The organism is Hyphomonas jannaschiana VP2 (genome assembly GCF_000685215.1).
Lineage (GTDB): Bacteria > Pseudomonadota > Alphaproteobacteria > Caulobacterales > Hyphomonadaceae > Hyphomonas > Hyphomonas jannaschiana.
This window is the reverse complement of the sequence record NZ_ARYJ01000002.1, coordinates 124,183-143,528: the sequence shown is the minus strand read 5'-3', so window position 1 is coordinate 143,528 and position 19,346 is coordinate 124,183. Positions and strand designations below refer to the sequence as shown.

The window sequence follows — 19,346 nt, the reverse complement described above, 5'->3', positions numbered from 1 at the left end:
CACGTTCTCTTTATGGAATGTCGTTTCGTCTAACGAATACTCAATCACATCACATCGACCTCCTTCATCCGTATGGGGATTTTTCTAGAACACACCGGAAGGTCGTGAAGAATTTACTGTCCCAGCCTAAGATGTCACAAGCGCCAGCTCACCCTAAGAGAGAACGCTCAGGCCGCGTGTTTTGATCGAACATCACGGGCTCACTCATCGCAGCTGGTCGGTGGTATCACTCCCGCAACCAGCGTGGCAGCGGGAGTGATATGAATGGGATCAAGCGCTAGTTAGAAGTCGGATGCATATGCGCAGCCTCCAACATAGAATGATGCGCATCGGGCTTGGGAGCAAACCAGCGGTGCAGAGCCGGTAGCACAAGAAGTGTCAACGCTGTTGACGAAACAAGACCGCCCATAACGACTGTCGCAAGCGGGCGCTGAACCTCCGCCCCAACCCCGGTTGCAAACAATAGTGGCGCCAGTCCAAGCGCTGTCGTCATGGCTGTCATCAGTACAGGTCTGGCCCGGAGCCCTGCCGCCTCGATGGCAAGTTCATCGCGGTCACGCCCAGCCCTTGCAAAGTCATCCATGAAGCTGACGAGCACCATTCCATTGCCCAAAGCAATACCGAACAAGGCAATGAAGCCGACAGTAGCAGGAACAGAAACCGGAAGCCCGCTGATCCAGAGTGCCATCGCGCCGCCCGTTAGGGCCAGTGGAATATTCAGCAAGATCAGGACTGCCGATTTCATTCGTCCGAATGTTATTAGAAGAATCAGGAAGACGATACCGAGCGTGACGGGTATCACGACGGCAAAGCGCCGGTTTGCTTCTTGTTGAAGTTCAAATTGGCCTCCCCATTCGATCCGATATCCAGGCGGCAGATTCAGCTGCGAAGCCACCACTGCCTGGGCATCAGCGACATAGCTGCCGATATCTCGTCCACGGACATTGAGCTGAACAGTGATAAACCGCTCACCATTCTCTCGCGTGATCTGACGCGGACCCACTAGTTCCTGAATATTTGAAACACTTTCCAGCGGAACTCGCGCTCCGCTTGCGGACTCCAGGATGATACGCCCTATAGCCTCCGGTGTGTTTCTGTCCTGTTCCGTATAGCGTACAACGACCGGAAACTGGCGCACCCCCTCAAAGACCGCGCCCGCCTCGGCTCCGCCGACACCGGATCGCAGTGCATCCAGCGCTTCTTCGATACTCAACCCATATCGTCCAAGCGCCGATCGGTTTAGTGAAACTATCAACTGGGGCGCACCGGTGATCTGATCGGCTTGAACATCAGCTGCTCCCGGGACGGATTGCAGAACAGATTGCAATTGCTGAGAGCTGTCCAGCAAAACCTCCGTATCAGGCCCAAAGATCTTCACGGCAAGCTGGGCTTTGGTACCTGTCACGAGCTCATCAATGGACATGGCAATCGGCTGGCCGACGTTCACGCGAATGCCGGGGAAAGTCGCAAGATTGTCGGAGATTGCAGCCCTGAGTTCATCCGGTCCAAGTCCTTCCCGCCATTCATTTCTCGGTTTGAGCGCGACGAAAGCCTCAATACTGTTGACCGGGTCAGCATGAGCACCGACTTCGCCTCGACCAATCCGACTGACAACCGAACTGATTTCAGAGAAGCTTTCCAGCAGGCGACGCTCAACTCTGGTGGAGGTTTCCCTCGCCTCACTCAGCGATATCGAGGGTGCCATAGTAACCCGGAGCAGAACATCGCCTTCCTCCAGCGCGGGAGTGAACTCCGAACCCAGCCGGGTTGCAGAAACACCGCCTGCAAGAAGCAGCATGAATGCCAGTCCAATGGCAACCATACGCCTTCGGATAAAAAACGCGGCCAGTGGCCGTATAATACGGGTTAGCCGATTATCTTCAGACGGCTCAGTTCGATTGGGCGGCCTCATCAAACCCAGCGCCATCGCTGGTGCGATGAGCGCTGCGTAAATCAATGAACCAGTCATTGCGAGCGCGGCTGATGCCGCAAGAGGACGAAAGGTCTTGCCTTCGGTACCCTGTAGCGAGAAGAGCGGCAGGAAAACTATAATGACAACAGCGACCGCCGCTATAAGCGGAGCGATCACTTCTGCGCTGGCGCGAGCAACTGTGCTTCTGTCATCTTCTCCCTGATCTCGCTCCCTGAAGCCGCGTTCCACATTTTCAGCAATGACAATTGCCCCATCGACCATCATTCCGATCGCAATTGCGATACCGCCCAATGTCATGAGATTGGCGCCTATGCCGAGGACATTCATCGAAATGAATGCAAATCCAACGGAAAATGGAATTGACAGCACAACGACCAGGCTGGGGCGCCAACCGCCTAAAAGCAGGAAGACAACAACCGCAACAAGCAACGCACCTTGCCACAAGGCCGTCGTAACCGTTGCCGCAGCCTTCTCGACCAGCGTTCCCTGATCATAGTATGGCACGGCCCTGACACCTTCAGGCAGGGATTCATTGATTTGATCGAAGCGCGACTTTGCAGCCTTGATCACTTCAGACGTATTGGAGCCATACAGTTTCAGGACCAGCCCTGCGACCGCCTCTCCTTCCCCGTTGGCCGTAGCCATGCCTTGGCGGACTCCGCCACCGATGGCGACATCACCCAAATCACTTACTCTGACCGTGCGTCCGTCGACAGACTTGACTGGCGTTTCCCGCAAATCGTCCAGCGTTCGGGCGAGACCGACTCCGCGGACTGTATATTGCTCGGCACCGACTTCAATAAACTGCGCGCCCGCTGTCTTATTGGCCGCTTCGAGCGCAGTTATGACATCAGACACGTTCAGCCGATAAGACGTGAGCTGATTTGGGTCCAGATGAATCTGGTATTGCTTTTCAAAGCCGCCCAGCGACAGAACTTCCGTCACGCCTTCAACTGACTGAAGCGGGTATTTGATCATCCAGTCGGCGATTTCCCGCAATTCCACCAGCGAACGTGTGCCGGTTTCATCGATCAAGCGATAATACATTATGATCCCGAGGCCGGTCGATATCGGCCCCATTTTGGGTGTTCCGAACCCTTGCGGTATTGCATCGCCCGCCTCGCCGAGGCGTTCGCCAACTACCTGCCTAGCAAAATATACATCGGTTCCATCTTTGAAGTATATGTTGACGACGGAAAGGCCGAAGTTTGAAGTCGAACGGATTTGCTCGACCTTTGGCAGGCCGGACATGGCAGTTTCGATTGGATATGTAACGTACCGTTCGACCTCTTCCGGAGAGAGCCCCTCTGTCTCAGTGAAGACCTGGACCAGAGACGGGGACGGATCGGGAAATGCGTCAACAGGAAGATTGCGGAATGCGAACAGTCCTCCAATTGACAGGGCAAGGGCGGCGATGGCGGCAAGCAGCCGCCCACCCGCGAGTCGGTGCATCAGGTTAAACATCTTGCTTTTCTCCTAGTGGGCGTGGCCGTCGCCAAAGGCGTCTTTTTCCAACTGGGCTTTCAGGGTGAAGGCCCCGTTTGAGACAAAACGCTCCCCTTCGGCCAACCCGGAACGGATCTCGCTAAATCCACGCGCACTCGCGCCAGCCTCCACCTGACGCGGCTCAAAACCGTCATCAGTTGGAACGAATACCGATGGGTTGCCCTCGACAATCACAATGGCATCTGAAGGCACACGAACAACAGATCTTGTCGCGCCGGTGGCAAGCCTCGCCGTCACAAACTGACCAGGCTTCATCCTGTGTTCAGCATTTTCAACAATAACTCGCGCGGTTGCTGTCCGGGACGTCTCGTTTATTACCGGCAAAACCGTCCAGATCTCGCCAGTCGCCAGCACCCCTCCATCGTCGCGCATTAGTTCCACGTCCATGCCCGAATCCACCTTGGACAGATCCTCTTTGTACACCGCAATATCAGCCCAGACGACCGAGTCATCGACAATCACGAATAAAGGGTCAGCATCCATCGACACCGTCTCGCCCAACGAAATATTGCGCTGTATGACTTTTCCAGAAATTGGTGAAGTGACAACAGCTTGGGAAAATGAGCCGTCCTCGGCCTCATCCAGGGCATCGAGTAATCTGTGACTTACGCCAACGGCATGCAGCCGATTCTCGGTTGCCTGTCTGGTCGCCTTGGCCGCGGTATATTCCGCCCTTGCTGACTGCACATCCGCGTCTGAAGTAATCTTCTGTTCCCAGAGTTGCTCTTCTCTATCAAGTTCAGCTCTCGATAACCGTTCTGCACTCAGCGCATTGAGATAATCTGCCTTTAAGCCGGCGAGCTCCCTGCTGGTCAGAAGTGCCAATGCCGATCCGGCGCCAACACTGTCTCCTTCGCCAACGTACAATCGCGAAACAATTCCCTCCACTTTGGATGAGACCCGTGCAACACGGTCTGCATCGAAGCGGATTTCTGCAGGTAACTCCAATGGAACGGACACATCGCCTCGTTCTGCCTCGGCAATGACAATTCCGGACGCAACTACTTCGTCAGCACTCAGTTCGACATGCTCACTCTCACCGCGGTGCTCCTCATTGTCTTCCTCATCGTGTCCCGCGTGATTTTCGTCTGATAAAACCGACGTTTCAGCCATGGCACCATTGGCCGTCCTATCGGCGCCGCATGCGGCCGAGAGCAACAGACCGGGCGCAAGCAACGCCACGTACAATAGATTCTTTTTCATTGGGAAACTCCTTCGAAGGGTGCAGCGCCTATCAGAGCGCTTAGCCGGAGCATTTCGGTTTCGAGTGCGAGCCGGGCTTCAATGACTGCAGCACGTGTCTCTATCAGGCTCCGACGCGCATCGAGCGTCGCGGTAAGGTCGAACTTTCCGACCCTGTATCCTTCTGCTGCCGCAAAATAGGCTTGCTCGGCGAGAGGAAGTGCTTCCCCTTCAAGACGGTCAAGTCGCGACGCAAAAGCCCGGCTGCGCGCCACGAGGCTTGCCTGCTGCGCCCGCAGCCTGGTTTCAACAACCTGAGCGTTCAGTTCGGCCCCCTGATATCTCAGTCGCGCCGCACGCGTTGCGTCCTGATTGCGATCGAACAGGGGCAGCGGAACGCTTACCCCCGCAAGAAACGCGTGGTCACCAGTCTGTTCGAACCTGCGGAAACCTGCAGAGAGTGTCATATTCGGCCAGGCACCAGCGCGCGCAAGATCCGTGGCCGCGCTGCGCGCCGCCGAACCGGCCTTTGCCTCTGCCAGTTTCGGGTGAGACATTCGGGCTGCATCCGTTTTCATCTCCATCCGGTCGGGCGTCTCTCCAACGGAATCGGGCAATCCAAAATCGACCCGCCCTTGTCCCCAAACAGAAGCAAGGGCAAGTGCTCTGGCCTCAACCTCACCACGTGCCGCATCTGCAGCTGCCTGAAGAATGGCTTCTTCAGCGCGTGACCGGACGAGTTCAGGAGGCGCAGAAGCGCCCGCCTCCACTCTGCGAGCGACAACGTTTGAGAATTCTCCTGCCAACGTCGCCGCTTCAGTTGCAACTTTCGCCATCTCGGTAGCCGCCTGCAGATCGAGAAACAATTCTCCAGCGAGTGTCTGGACCTCCAGACGCTGCGCCTCGCACGTAGCACTTGCCAGGGCGGCCTCAGCCCTGGCAGACCGCTGCAAAAGGCGCCGCTTGTCACCGAGCTGGAAGGTTTGCTCAATCGTGAGAGTGCTCTCAGAAGTATTGAAGCCCTTCAACGGACCTGTCCCGGAAAAATTTTCTGTCTCGATCGCGACGGACGGATTGAGCCAACGCCCTGCCTGGTCTGCGTCAGCGGAGGAGGCTCTTGCCTCCAGGGCCGCCATCAGGACTTCGGGGGTCGCATAACCGGCCCTTCGGACCGCCGCTTCAAGTGTCAGCGGGGTATTTGGGTCAGGATTTTCGGATTGGATGGGGGTAGAACCACATCCATCGGCTAGGGCTTGCCCGGCCAGAATTGGCAGAGCGAGCGCGGCAAGCATGCCGCGGGATAAGGGTTTCATTGAGTGTAATGTCCTCGGATAGATTCACTGACGGCGCAGTGGAGACTGCGCACTCCGGTTGCGGATGTCGTGATCTAGGCTCGAGGCGGTCTGTAAGGTCCGTCCGGACCGGATTGTTCCAGTACTGTCCGGTTCGGAACCGGTCGAAGCAATGAGGTCGCGCTGGCGATCAGCCTTTCACCACCTGTTTCGCCCATTATGTGATTGTGGCAGCTCCCGCAGTGATGGAACGGGTGGTCCGAACCTTCTTGCGAAGTATCGCCGGAAGGCATTTCGCCAGAATCACTGGTATCGACCGAGACTTTATGGATATCGTCGCAGGCAACAGAGATGTCGGCAATCGCACTCATCGGGGACGCCAGACAGGCCCAAACCATCAATGCGATGATGAGCTTTGAAAGATGCGTGTTGATCCGGACGAGATACATATCCCACATTGTCTATATAAGACGGCTTGCGCTAAAGTTAATTCACCTTTGCAATCTTCTACTATTTCCAGTCCACATCAGGTCAAGTGGAAATGTCATCTGAAGCTTTGGTTCCAGCTTTCTTTGTGTTCAATTTGCCGCGCGGCGCTGACCAATGCGCTGGAACGGACCGTCAAATAATAATCCGGATTCACTCTATTATTGGCGCGATAGACAAGAGCATGCTAGCCGGTCTTCTGCTTCACTCAGGCTTGCCCGGTCTCAACTCCGGCTTGACTCACCCGGCGTCTACTCCCGGCCAGCTTGGTGTATACCGTAAGCTTCTGACAGACAGAATCCCGGCCAGGGTTTCGGCCATACAATTGGATAATCTTCGGAAAACAGCCGGTCGCCTTTCATGAGGCGACCGGACAATCCGACCTGTGGGATGGCGCCCGGCCGGTCGAAATAGCGCACCTCATCCCCGCAATATCGGAACGAGACAGCCCGCCGCCAGTTACCGGAACGATTTCCTCCGGCTCCGTGAACCGTCATGACATGATGGATAAGTACGTCACCGGGTTCGACGTCGAAGGAGATGATATCATATTGGTCCGGGTTCGCCTCAATATCCGGGCAACGCTTTTCAGGAGACGACTGGATCGGCGTCTGAGAAATAAAGACATTCGGCGCATAGGTCTCGCCCCTTTTGTGAGACCCGCGGACATATTGCATGGTTCCGTTGGAGCGGCTCACTGGATCCAGAGGAATCCAGATGATGACGCACTGGTCGCCCTCAATCTGGAAATAAGCGAGGTCCTGGTGGAAGGCCGTCTTCTGGCGCGTATGCGGTGCTTTCACGAAGGTCGTGTCCTCCCAGAAATTGAGATAGTTCGCGCCAAGCAGTTCCGCCGCAATTCCAGGCAACGCCGAGTCGAAGGCCACTTTGCGCACACCCGAATCCCACTTCCAGGCGGCGACATCGTAGAAGAACAGGCCCTGCGAATTCGCCTCGTCTTCTTCCATGAGCGGCCGCGCGGCCGCATCGCCGCGCACCAGATCTTTCATCGCCTGCATGTCGAAGCGGTTCGCCGCGCCGGTCTCAACCGGCTCTGATCGGTCCCAGACCTGCCGGGCGAGCGCCTCGAAGTCGTAACCGGTCGCAGACTTTCCCAGCTGGTTCATCTGTTTTTCTACGGCCATTCGGAGATGATCGACTTCCTCCGATGTCAGGACATTCCTCAGACAGACGATACCATCGCGTTCAAACGTCCTGATATCTTCGGCGGAAACCGTTTCAGATCGCCCCTGCGTCATGCCGAAGCCCTAAGCTTCGGCACAAGGTACTCTGCAACGATCGCTTCTGCATCCCGGTACCGGTCCATCTGGCGGTCTAGCGTGGCCTTGTCGATTTTGGACACCGCCGGAATCCAGGCCCAGTCATCCCCGTCCCTGCGCGGAAGTCCGAGCGGCTCGGTCGACCAGACCCTCTGGACGAGGTTGTAGAATTTCTGGTGGGTGAGCCAGCTGAGACGCGAAACACCATGATCGAGGCACCAGACGGTGAGCCCCAGCCCAAGGCGGCACCTTGTCCGGAAATCCTCGACCGGATCTCGCATGCGCTTCCGGTCCGTCACGAAGCGGGAGCATTCCCAGACATCTGATCCGACCGGATAGGACTGGAGATCGCAATAGTCAGCGAAGAGTTCGCTCATCATGTGCGGGCGGGTCGTCGGGTTAAGCCGGGACGATGCCAACACGTCGCCATCGCGGGAGAGGACCAGGACGTAAACGGTCGCGTCCGTATCGAACTGGTCCTTGTCGTAGCCGACCCGAATGCCGGGAATGTGCCAGCCCCATTCTTCGACGACGATCCGGTAGCGCATCTCATGCATCGCGTGGATGAGATCGCGGTATTCTCCCCGATTATCTGGCGTGATGATCTTGAACATGGAACCTCCTGCCGTGCCTGATTGCAGGCGGAGGATGGATCGGCACGACCTCATCGTCATGTCCACATAAGGGGGCTTGTCAGGGAAAGATCTGGCCATGCGCGATGGCCGAGGAGACGAGATGCGCGCGATTGACGGCATCAAGTTTCCGGCAGGCCCGCTGTAGCGTTTTCTTCACGGAATCTTCCCGGATCCCCAGAATGTGCGCGATCTCCCAGTTCGACTTGCCGGCCGCAGCGAACTGGACGCATTCTGCTTCCCGCGGCGAGAGTTCTGCGAGCTTCTGGTAGGGAAACGGGCCCATCAGCTCTTCAAGGTGGTAATAGGCCGTCTGGCAGACGATCTCGAGTTCGGCGATCTGGGTTCGCGACAGGTCCGGCATCCTGTCTCCGCCGAGCGAGACGCCGCCCGATATGCTGGCAAGCGCATGCATCGGGAACATCATGCCGTCCGTGATGCCATAGTCATGCACCATGTCGACGACCATGCGCCCGATCCGCGACGCATGCGCATGTGCTTCGGCCCAGCTGAACGGGCGCTTCGAGCGGATGGCACAAAGCGCGATCGGGTCATGCAGGATGGCGAGACGGCTCAGTCGTCTCGTTTTCAGCTCTTCGGGCCAATTCGAGAGGTAGAGAATATCCTTGAGCGGAACATTGAGCGGATTGACGAGTTGACCCAAGAAGACACGGTTAAATCCATAGGGCTCGCTGAACTCGGCGAGCCGTTCGATCGCATCCGTGCCCGTCGTCGTCGCCTGTATGTCGCGGATGGCTTCCAGAACCGCTGCGCCATCATAATTGCTCATGGCCTGCCGTCTCCAAATACGTTCCGTACCAGCACTGCCGGTACCCGTACGACGTTCCTGCCCGCCCGGTCGGCCAACCCGGACTCGCTGGTTGCATCGCTCGTCTTTCTTCGCATCCTTTCGATGCGCCGGGATACAATTACCACTTATTATTGTTTTTTGTTACTCTTTATGGTTTAATATTTTCTTGCACGGGTTGGCGATGACTGCCCGCCCCGTCTTCTTGCCACGCCTTACCCGCGAGCGCCTGATCATGCCTGAGTTCCATGACAGAGACATTGCTATCGCAAGTGCGTATTTCAGGCGCGGCGAGGCTGACGCGGCCCGCGAAGTATTTGAACGGGTTCTCGGAAGCGACCCCTGCAATGTGGCGGCGTTACACGGCATTGGCCTTTGCCTGCACGCTCGTGGCGAACGAGACAGGGCGATCGCCTCTTACCTGCAGGCTGTAGCCCTTGAACCTTCCGCATGGACGTCCTGGCAGTCGATTGCCGATCTGACGCCAGATGAGCAAGAACGGCGATGTGCCATTGATCAGGTGGCAGATAGTCTAATGGCCGCCAGCCAGACAGGCACCCCCTCGACCAGAACAATCCGGAATAGCGTCCGAGCCCTGGTTTGCGCAGGTCGCAGTCAGCAAGCGGTTCAGTTGCTTCACAAGAGCCTCGGCGGCTTTGACGATAAGAATGAGGCCCATGCGCTGCTGGCCAGTATACTTTACGCCCTTGGACAATTCGAAGCCGCTGCGCATCACCAATTCCTTTCCCTCCCGAAAGGACCTGCCGCGACACCAGCTTCCCGCAAGTCGTCCTTTGAACCGGGCCACGCAATGGGCGCTCTCCTGAAACTTTGCTCCCTGCTCGAAACAGGCGGATTCAGGCCCTTCCTCGTCGCGGGAACACTGCTTGGCCTTGTCCGGTCCGGCAGTCTCCTGGCACACGACCGCGACATCGATATCGGTCTCCTGCGCGGCGACAATGGCGGCAAGGATATGGTCGATTTCATCCGGACCCATCCAGACCTGATGCTCCCTCATTCAGCAAGACCGGGTGACCGGTATGTCGGCCTGACCGTGAATGGGATCGCCGCCGACATATTTGTGTTCGACCAGACGCCTTCCGGCATGGTGTGCGGCTTTTCGAACCTGCCGGGCGACATCCAGTGGCGCCATACTCCGTTCCAGCTACATAACACACGTCTTGCCAGGGGTATGTTCTGCATCCCAACCCCCACGGAGACCTATCTCTCCGAATGTTACGGCCCTGGCTGGCGCAAGCCGGATCCCGACTTTGCTTCTGCCATCAGTTCCCCGGCGCTACACAACACCAGCCCATATGCCATCGCCTATCTAGCGCTCGCCCGCGCACGCACATGCCTGCTCGCCGGAAATGCGACGAAGGCAGCGGCGCTGCTTCAGCAACTGCCGCGAATAGACCTGCCGCAACCGGGTTCCGTGGCCCGCGAGGCAATGGCTCACACCATACCTGCCATCAAGCGGCAAACCTGAGCCCGGGGGCATTCCCCCGGCACATATACAATTCGCCAAGCGTTCCTCATCAAAAGGAGCGCAGCTGACAATTTTGCGCAACACCCTGTTTCTATTTAATTTTTAATGTTTCATCGCGTTGACTCAACCATTTTTAGATTCAATATTCTACCTGCCGTTGTTTTTGACGGCGTTCAAAACGGAAAGGAAAACACCATGACCCCGAAAGTCGAAAACCATCAGCCTATGGACGAATTCGACCCGATCGAACTCGGTTCCGTTTCTTCGGAAACCAAGGGCGCAGCTGAGGGCCCGGCCGAGCTCTCAGGCTCGCAGAATTCCCGCCCCGGAATTGGTTGAGCACCAATGTGAACAGGAGAACGAGGGCGCCAATGCGCGCCCTCGTTCTTCCTTCTCAGCGTTTACCGCAGGCCTCACGGAGAAACTCCCCCCAATGCCAGCCTTTCATCTCGCTCCGGAGATCTATTTCTGTGCGTCCGACGGGGCGTACATCTTTCTCGATGCACGCGCGGATCGTTACTTTGCCTATACCGGTGAGACTGCGCGGCTGTTCCCGGAGATCATTTCTACAGACCGGACCGAACAACTCTCTCAGGATGCAGAGCGATTTGCGGACCATCTCCTGCGCATCGGGGTACTCCTGCGTCCCGCTGCAGAAACCCGGCCATTAAAGGCCTGCACTGCAGCCCGCCCCGATACCTCCCGCTTCGAACAGGCCTGCCTGCTCGCCGCCGATGCGAAATACTCTGAATGGTCCAACATGTTGACGGCTCTTGCCCGCAGCTGGTCTCTCAAACGAATGCATTCCCTGCGCGGTGTTATTTCAGGCGCACGCCGCTGGAAGCAGAATGTCCCGTCAGGAAACGGAAGAACACTGGAGGAAGCGACGGAGCGGACGGCGCAATTTCTCTCGCTTGCCCCCTTCCTGTTCACGACAAAGGATGCGTGCCTCTTCCGCAGTCTCTTCCTGATGCGGTTCCTGGCGGGCCACGGGATCACGGCGACCTGGACGTTCGGCGTACGGCTCGCCCCTTTTGGTGCCCATTGCTGGGTCGAATATGACGGCGCCGTCCTCAACGACCATCTCGAACATGTGGGCGGGTTTGCGCCCATCCTGACGATCTGAAGGAGCGGAAAATGCCCGCAGCCTTCTTCGCCATGAGCTGGAACCCGGAAGACGAGCAAGCCGAGCAGCAGGCAGCCCGGATCCAGACGCGCCTGATGGAGGCCCCAGCGACGTCCATCCTTGTGGAGACATCCGGCTTCCTGCTTGCAGATCTCAGCCAACCAGGCTCTGCCAGCCCACCCATTATTGAAATCAGGCGCACGGACGGTCAGTTTGGCGGAGCTATCTTGGGCACGCTTTTTCCACAGAACGGTTACCTGCGCTTGACGGAGATCCGTCACGCCGCAGCCACCATGCTGCTCGATAGAGGTGGGGGCAATCTCTACAATGACTATTGGGGAAGCTATGTCGCCTTTTTCCACACGGGCGATAATCTGGCTGTCTATACCGATCCGGTCTCCTCCATCCCCTGCTTCTATTCGGCCGATGGCGGCGTCACTTGTTTCTACTCCAATCTCGAACTCTGCCCCTTCCTGGACAGGAGCCGCTTCAGCCTCAATCGCCGCTTCATCTCCACACTCATGGCCTATGACAAGATCCAGAATGGTGAGACCGGCCTCAATGAGGTGAAGGAACTGTTTGGTGGCCAGCGCCTAATGGCTCGGACGCCTGATGCTCTGCCTGAAACCCTGTGGGACCCTCGCGACTTTGCGCGCGACGTGCTGGAACCGGATCCGGAAGCAGGAGCTCGTCTCCTTCGGGAGACGGTGCAGCAGGTGGTCAGCGCCTGGGCGACCTCGGTCCCCGCACCCGCCGTCGACCTTTCCGGCGGTCTGGATTCCTCGATTGTCCTTGCCTGCCTTGCCGAGAGCGATGCACCTCTCCCACACCTTGCCGTCCACCATATCGTTGAGTCCGGAGACCCGACAGAAGCGCACTTTGCGAGAGCGGCGGCCGCCTTTCTCGGCGCCGACATTGCGGAAATCCGGTTCAGCCCTTCCAGACAATTGCCGGACGTCACGAGCCATCCCGCCTCGGCGCGGCCCTATCGGCAATTCCTTTCCCGGGACTTCAACGCCCAGCTTTCAGAAGCCACCGACAGGATGGAGCGGACCTACCTTACCGGTCAGGGCGGAGATCATCTCTTTCACGCAGCGGAAACAGCTCTCGGATTTCCGGACTATCTGCGCCGGCACGGAATGGGACCGCATCTGATTTCGGAGCTCTCCAACTCCGCTCGGCTCTCGAACTTGTCTGTCTGGCGGGTGCTCCGGGAAGCTCTTCCCAAAGCGTTTGGAAAGATACAAACATCCTCGCTCCTTGGCGCCATCGCGGCACGGCGCACGCCCCTCAATACCGCTGCGCTCGATATATTTGACCCGGTCTACGCTTTTCCGGACTGGGCCCGAACGCCAGGAGGAGTGCCTCCCGGAAAGTTCGACCAGGTGAGCGGCATCCTGCACATGATACAGGTGCAAGAACGCCTGTTTGCGGAAGATGCAAGGGAAGTTGTGAATCCACTAATGTCCCAACCGCTTATTGAACTCTGCCTGCGCCTGCCGGTCTACCTTCTGTCCCTCGCCGGTGTCAGCCGCGGCCTTGCCCGCAAGGCCTTCGAGGGACGTCTTCCAGACCTAGTTCGCCTGCGGATGACGAAAGGCGAAGCGACGCGGTATTTTGTCGACCAGCTTCGCCTCAACCTGTCCATGGTCCGGGATTGCCTGATGGATGGAGAGCTGGTTGCTCATGGGATAGTACAGCGCAGGGATGTCGAAACGTTTCTCAGAGAAGACCAGTTCCTCACCCATCCGGCCGGACGGATGATCCTTGTTTATTATGCGATCGAGGCATGGTTGCGGACGTGGAAGACACTTCGTACCAGCATGTGAGCAGAGCGCATGATAAGCAATAATATCTGGACTTCCCCTTTATCATTTGCGGTCGTGCGGCATGAGCTCACCAGGTCATACAGCGCGGAACGATCCATCCAGACATCCTGGAGTCAGCGCAGGCTTATGAGTGTGCGAAGCTCTTCGTCTCCAAATGGCCTGACCGCGGTTATGGCGATTGTCCCATATTTCTGCACATCAAAAAAAGTGGGATAAATACTTCAAATTCAATACCTGAATGCTCAATCAGTCGCTTCCCGCCGGCAGATATGTGACGCCGTACCGACATTTCCACAGGACCTCGATACCGAACCTATTCAGGTGTCGATCCAGCCACAGCTGGCATAACGCCCACATCCTCCATGAAGGCATCGAAGCGGGTCCACATGTCCCGGATATTGGCTGGGCTCGAAGGTCCGTGCCCCTCCCCCCAATAGCGGACATAGCGGGCATCCTTTCCTGCACGCAGGAGCGCTGAATACATCTCGTCGAACTGTTCCATGGAGAAGCTGTCCATGTCTGAATGCATCAGGAGGACTGGCGCATTTATATCTGGCGCGAGCAGGACCGGACTGTTGCGATAGAATATTCCCGGATCCTCGAATGGGGAACCTCCAAGGCTGAACTCGCTCCCCGCCCCGGCTTCGTAGCGGATGAACTCACTGCCAAAATAATCCGGGTCCAGAATGGAGTAGATCCCCGGCGGCCCAAAATAGTGACTGGTCAGGTCCGCCCAGCCATTCCGGGCGATGATTGCCGCGAACCGGTGGGAATGGGCCGCCACATAGAGCGCCGACACGGCCCCCTGGCTGAACCCGCTGAGGACAATCTTGTCCGGATCGACATGCCCGGTCGCAAGAAGCGCGTCGAGGCCTGCGTCTACGGCTTCGTCCATTCCCGCGATCGGGCCGTCTTCCGTTCCGATATAGTCGCGCGGCAGGGCAATGCGCGCATAAGCATAGCCCCTGCCTGCCCAGAGATAAGGAGAGTTTGGATTGGGATAAGAGAGAATGGGTGTTCGGGGCTCGCAGCGCGGCACGGTGCCGGGATAGACCTCGACAATCAGGGGCAAGGGCACCTCTGTCGTATTGGGTGGCAGCAGCAGGCAGGAGGCGACATCTTGGGCAACGCTGGCGTCGCCCGGATGTTCGAGCCGGTAGGAGACGCTATGCCAGGTCCCGAATGCGACGTCCTGTAGATGGTCGTTGATGCGCGCGAGTGGCCGGCCACGGGTGTCCGCCCCCTCCCGGACAAGAAGCAGTTCCGCCCCCGCCCTGGATCCTACGCGGAAGAGTGCGGCCGCACCTTTAAGGCTTCCAGCGATCGGGGCGGCGCCCTTTGCGGGCGATTTGACGCTCATGGTCTCCGGCAGGCCTCTTGTGGCCGGACCGATCAGGATTGCGGCTGACGCCTCGCCCTTGCTCGCTTCCACGAGCGCGCCGCCCCCCGGATCAGGACGGCTGAGCGCACCATAGGTCGAATAGGACCCGGCCGGAACAAAGCGCAGATCACCAGATGCAGAACTGATCAGCTGTTTCCGACGTCTGTCAGACCCCATGCAGTAGAGCCCCTGCCCGGCCTGTATGAGGAAGCAATCCCGCCCTGTCTCAAGCGGGACACCTGAGACATGATCTAGATCGCCGGTCAGCGCTTCATGTGTGCCGTCTGCCGACAGACGGTACCAGTCGGACCGGGCGAGCCCAGCCTCACCGATATCTTTCGGCGTGAACAGCGCTTCGCTTTCATGACCTGTCGGAACTGGCCGCGCGAAGATGGCAATGTCCTTGCCGAGGAACACCGCCCGTTCGGGACGCATGGCGAAACCCCGTTCTCGCTCGGACGCGAGATCTAGCCCGGAATGTGTATAGGTCGTCAGTTTACCGGTCGCAGTGTCGATGACACGGAACCGCCCGCTCGAAGGACCGCTGCCATCCTCCCAGGCAAAGCCGAGCAATCCATCGCCTTCTGGCGCCCAGGCGAGCGTGTAGGCGGCAAAATCCTTTCCGTCTGCGAGCTGTTCTTGTGTGCCAGCTTCCAGATCGAAGAGGACAAGCCGGTGCCGGCGCGGAATCGCCGCCTGAAGCCTGCCCGGATCGAGCGGGAGTGGTCCGGAGACGGCAAGCGCTGCCAGCTGCGTCCCGTCCGGTGACGGGCGGAGATCGGCGAAGCGTCCCTCCGCCATGATGTCTGTTTCTCCGGTCCTGGCATCTACCCGCACCAATTGCCCGGCAACGGACTCGGAAGATGTGACCGGCGGACGTGTGCGGACCTCGTCGGACGTGACCGTGTCTCCGCGCCAGGCCGCCGCCCAGGTTTTGGTGAGCCATGCACCTGTTGCCGCCCGGAGACTGGCCTGCGCCATTTCCTGTCCTGCCGGCAGCGCCGTATAGACGAGCTGATCTTCCGATACCCAGACCGGGCGGTATTCCCCGGTCCAGTCGGTCCGGGGAACTGGTTCGAACGCTTTGCACGCGCCGGTTTCCATCTCGCACGCCGAGAGAGACAACCTGCTCGCCCTATACTGCGTGACGGCAAGGCGGGTTCCGTCCGGTGAGAAACTTTCGATCCAGGCATGCGCCGATGGATCGATACCGGGCATGAGCTCCGGATCAGTCCCGGCCTGCAGGTCCACCCGCCACACCTGGTGCCCGCTGCTCCGGAAGGCATGCGTCCGGTAGCTGTAATCCGGATAAGCGTCATAGGGCCGGATCCGTTCAAATACGAGCCACCGCCCGGTGGGATCGAACCTTGCCTCGCCCAGCCCCTCCATTTTCAGAAGCGCGTCTAGGGTCAGGCCCTTCGAACGTTCCTGCGGACTGGCTGCCGCAGGCGATAAAGCCAGCGAACAGGCGGAAAGGACCAGGAGGACAGTTGCGGGCAGCAGCCGGCGAACCAGGCTCAGACATGAGCGGCAGGCCACAAGCGTCCGGGTAACGGGCCTTGCGCGACCGGGCGAAGAGGCAGCCGCCCGGATGAGGACAGGAGAAACACGCAAGGCCCGTCTCCCTCAGAAGGCCTTGCGGACTTCAAACGTGACGAACCGGCCGAGCGGCGATGCATTCGTCGGGTCGTATGCTGTCATGCTGTAGCCACCATTCGAAGGTGCGGCGGGCGGCGCCGCGTCAAAGAGATTGGTGACGGAAAGTCCGAGGCCCACGCCCCTGAGCCAGCCTGCCCCGCGAGCGTCAAAGTCATAGGAGAGCGTGGCATCCACTGTGGTCCAGGATGAAATCCCGTCCGCCCCTTCTGTCCGGTCGACCTGGTAGCTGTCGATATAGTTGACGAATGTACTCGCTGTGAGACCACCCCGGGACAGGCTCGCATGACCGCGCAGGGTAAGGTCCACCGGGTTCAGGTATGTGTTCAGGGTTTCGACTGCCGCTGTGCCGGCGGACGCCTGCTGGGTGAAGTCCAGGATATGGTTCGCATTGATCCCGGCATCGAAGTGCCCAAGCGGCGTGTCGGTTCCGTAGTCCAGCTGGAGGTCGAGCCCGCTCGTGTCGGTACGCGCGAGATTGCGGACAACATTCACATTGTTGATGACGCCGACATTATCGAGCGTCGCCCCGAAGAAGAGTGCGATCGGTATGTCAAAGCTTGCGAGCAGGTCGTCAATTTCCTGAGCCGTCGGGAAGAAGACAATACTTCCGGCCGGAAAGGCACCCGGATCGTTCCAGGCAATGCCGGGGGCCGCGATATCCAACTGCCCCTGCGGGATCGGTGTCGCCCCAAGGCGACCCTCGAAGGAAATATCGTAATATGTCGCGCTCACTGTCCAGTCATGACCTCCGCGCGACCAGGTCGCGTCCACACCTGCGGTGAACGTCTCGGAGGTTTCCGGATCGAGATCCTTGGCCGTGCCAAACACCTGGATATATCCCGTCCCGCTCAGAGACGGATCCGGCGCCTCTTGTTCAATATATTCCAGCATGAAATCATAAGGCAGCAATTGCCCGGTCCGCCCCAGGGAAAAGGCCCGCCCGAGCGGTGGCGGCGCAAAGCTCGTGCTGTAGGAACCTCGGACATTGACCCCATCCGCCGGAGACCAGAGAAGTCCTACTTTCGGATTGGAACTTGTTCCGAAGTCGGAATAATCGTCCACCCGGCCGGAAAGGTTGAGTTCGAGCCGCCGGACACCCGGTAGCGCATTTTCTTCGCCGATCAGTGGCACCTGCATCTCGGCATAGAGGGCAGAGACGTCCCGGTCGCCATCGGCCGTGATCTGCTGACCAAGAATATCATTGGTAAACGCCTCTTTTCGCAGGTGTCCGCCGATCGCGGCCTTCACCGGTCCGCCGGGAAGTCGGAAAAGGTCTCCGTCCAGCTTCAGGTCGAGAGACCAGAGGTCGGACTCCGTCCGGACATCATCTACCGGATCATCCGGCCGGATACCGTCCTCAATCCTGAAGCGCCCTTCCTTGTTCCGAATCTGGCCATAAGAGGCATCGAAGCTCGCAGCCCAGGAGGCGCCGAGTTCATAATCGACCCCAAAGGCGAGCGTCAGGCCTTCAGATTCAGTCTCATAGACATCGATCGACGTGTTCCGGTTGAACCGGGTCCGCTCGGTATCGCGCTTCGAATAGAGCGCCGAAGCCGACAGGCTGAGCTTCGGGTTCACCTGCTGGCTGCCTGAGAGGAGGAGGCTGTGACGCTCCTGCGCCGGAAGCAGGTCCAGGAAACGCGCGTCCGGCAGGATGTCCCCTTCCACCCGAGGCGCGAACAGGCCTATCTCCGGACGGTCAGCCAGGGTCAGATTGTCCCGGCTAGCATATTCATAAGTGCCGAGCAGATTACCGCTTTCCCAGGCAGACCCCAGCGTCTGGCTGAACCGGTATTCTTCCATCCCGCCTTCGGTCACACTGCCATAGCTAGCCGTGGTCTCTGCGCCTTCGAAATCGTCACGCAGGATGAAGTTGATGACCCCGGCCACAGCATCGCCGCCATAGATGGAGGACGCCCCGTCCGTGAGGACCTCGACCCGCTCGATCGCCGCCATGGGGATCAGGGACAGGTCGACAAAATCGCCGATCTCAGACGTCGGCGCCATACGGTTGCCATTGATCAGAACAAGCGTACCGCGCGAGCCCAGGCCGCGAAGGTTCGCGCTCGCCCCGGATGTGTTGTTCTGTCTGGAATTGCTGTCATTCGGCAGGCCGATTGTCGTGAACTCGGTCGAGCCGCCGCCGAAATTCTGCGGCAGGGTGCGGATGAACTGGTCGAGCGAAGTGGCGCCGGAGCCCAGCACTTCGTCCCTGCCATAGACCTGCAAGGGCGAACTCTCCGGGGCAAGACCACGCAGACTGGTCCCCGTGACAGTCACCTTGTCTGCGCGCAACACGCTGTCAGGGCTATCTTCTTTCAGCGGCTTGACCTGTGAGGGCGCTGCCTTCTCGCTTTGTTCCTTGCTAAGCGGAGGCTGCCGGCTGGAGCTCCCGGAGCTTGCAGGCACCTCGCGTATGATACGCGCACCGCCCGGCGCAGCGACCGCCTCCAGCCCACTGCCATTGAGAAGTTGCTTGAGTCCGGCATCCGGGCTGAACACACCCTCCAGGCCGGGCGCTGGCTTTCCGGAAACGACATCCTCGGAGAACAGGATCGGCGTTCCGGACTGCCTGCTGAACAGACGCAACGCATCTCCCATACCCTGCGAAGGGATGGCGAACTGACTGACCTGTTCTTCGGATTGCGGATCCGCAAATGCTGTATACGGAGCCAGAACTGGCGCGAATGAAAGTGCCGCTGCGCTGAGTAGCGCGCGTTTGAAAGATTCCTTGATTTGCATG

12 protein-coding genes are annotated in these 19,346 nt (G+C 58.6%); 4 read left to right on the top strand and 8 right to left on the bottom strand.

The genetic code is table 11. The features are described from left to right. Nucleotides 1-277: 277 nt before the first annotated feature. From HJA_RS03495 to HJA_RS03470, 6 genes are all read right to left on the bottom strand, one after another. Nucleotides 278-3,397, bottom strand: coding sequence for an efflux RND transporter permease subunit (locus tag HJA_RS03495; RefSeq protein ID WP_035578313.1), 3,120 nt, complete (start codon nt 3,395-3,397; stop codon nt 278-280). A 12-nt stretch (nt 3,398-3,409) separates the two neighbouring features. Further along, on the bottom strand, nt 3,410-4,642 hold the full coding sequence (locus HJA_RS03490) for an efflux RND transporter periplasmic adaptor subunit (RefSeq protein WP_035578312.1): 1,233 nt from the start codon (nt 4,640-4,642) through the stop codon (nt 3,410-3,412). Further along, nucleotides 4,639-5,913: a TolC family protein gene (locus HJA_RS03485; protein WP_162177023.1), complete on the bottom strand. Its 1,275-nt coding sequence runs from the start codon at nt 5,911-5,913 to the stop codon at nt 4,639-4,641. The genes HJA_RS03490 and HJA_RS03485 overlap by 4 nt, the downstream gene beginning before the upstream one ends. Before the next feature lie 737 nt (nt 5,914-6,650). Then, nucleotides 6,651-7,658 (bottom strand): phytanoyl-CoA dioxygenase family protein, encoded by a 1,008-nt coding sequence (locus HJA_RS17805; RefSeq protein ID WP_051597313.1) that lies wholly within the window; start codon nt 7,656-7,658, stop codon nt 6,651-6,653. Beyond that, the gene (locus tag HJA_RS03475) at nt 7,655-8,293 is read right to left on the bottom strand and encodes an acyl-homoserine-lactone synthase (protein ID WP_035578306.1); all 639 of its coding nucleotides are present in this window, start codon (nt 8,291-8,293) and stop codon (nt 7,655-7,657) included. Before HJA_RS03475 ends, HJA_RS17805 begins: the two co-directional genes overlap by 4 nt. 79 nt (nt 8,294-8,372) lie before the next feature. Further along, nucleotides 8,373-9,101, bottom strand: coding sequence for a helix-turn-helix transcriptional regulator (locus tag HJA_RS03470; protein ID WP_035578303.1), 729 nt, complete (start codon nt 9,099-9,101; stop codon nt 8,373-8,375). Nucleotides 9,102-9,303: 202 nt separating this feature from the next. Between HJA_RS03470 and HJA_RS18320 the strand changes: the two genes are divergently transcribed. The 4 genes from HJA_RS18320 to HJA_RS03450 all read left to right on the top strand — a co-directional run bounded on the left by HJA_RS18320 (nt 9,304) and on the right by HJA_RS03450 (nt 13,563). After that, nucleotides 9,304-10,608 carry a tetratricopeptide repeat protein gene (locus HJA_RS18320; protein ID WP_112062204.1) on the top strand — a complete coding sequence of 435 codons (1,305 nt, stop codon included), beginning with the start codon at nt 9,304-9,306 and terminating at the stop codon, nt 10,606-10,608. A 195-nt stretch (nt 10,609-10,803) separates the two neighbouring features. Further along, on the top strand, nt 10,804-10,947 hold the full coding sequence (locus tag HJA_RS18495; protein WP_155839851.1) for a hypothetical protein: 144 nt from the start codon (nt 10,804-10,806) through the stop codon (nt 10,945-10,947). 94 nt (nt 10,948-11,041) lie between these two features. Then, the gene (locus tag HJA_RS03455; RefSeq protein ID WP_035578294.1) at nt 11,042-11,734 is read left to right on the top strand and encodes a lasso peptide biosynthesis B2 protein; all 693 of its coding nucleotides are present in this window, start codon (nt 11,042-11,044) and stop codon (nt 11,732-11,734) included. Between the two features lie 11 nt (nt 11,735-11,745). Next, complete coding sequence (locus tag HJA_RS03450) at nt 11,746-13,563, top strand: asparagine synthase-related protein (RefSeq protein WP_035578292.1); 1,818 nt, start codon at nt 11,746-11,748, stop codon at nt 13,561-13,563. Nucleotides 13,564-13,876: 313 nt separating this feature from the next. Here the strand turns inward: HJA_RS03450 and HJA_RS03445 are convergent, their stop codons facing one another. Beyond that, on the bottom strand, nt 13,877-16,558 hold the full coding sequence (locus HJA_RS03445; RefSeq protein ID WP_155839850.1) for a S9 family peptidase: 2,682 nt from the start codon (nt 16,556-16,558) through the stop codon (nt 13,877-13,879). A gap of 12 nt (nt 16,559-16,570) precedes the next feature. Further along, nucleotides 16,571-19,345: a TonB-dependent receptor gene (locus HJA_RS03440; RefSeq protein WP_035578286.1), complete on the bottom strand. Its 2,775-nt coding sequence runs from the start codon at nt 19,343-19,345 to the stop codon at nt 16,571-16,573. Nucleotide 19,346 lies beyond the last annotated feature (1 nt).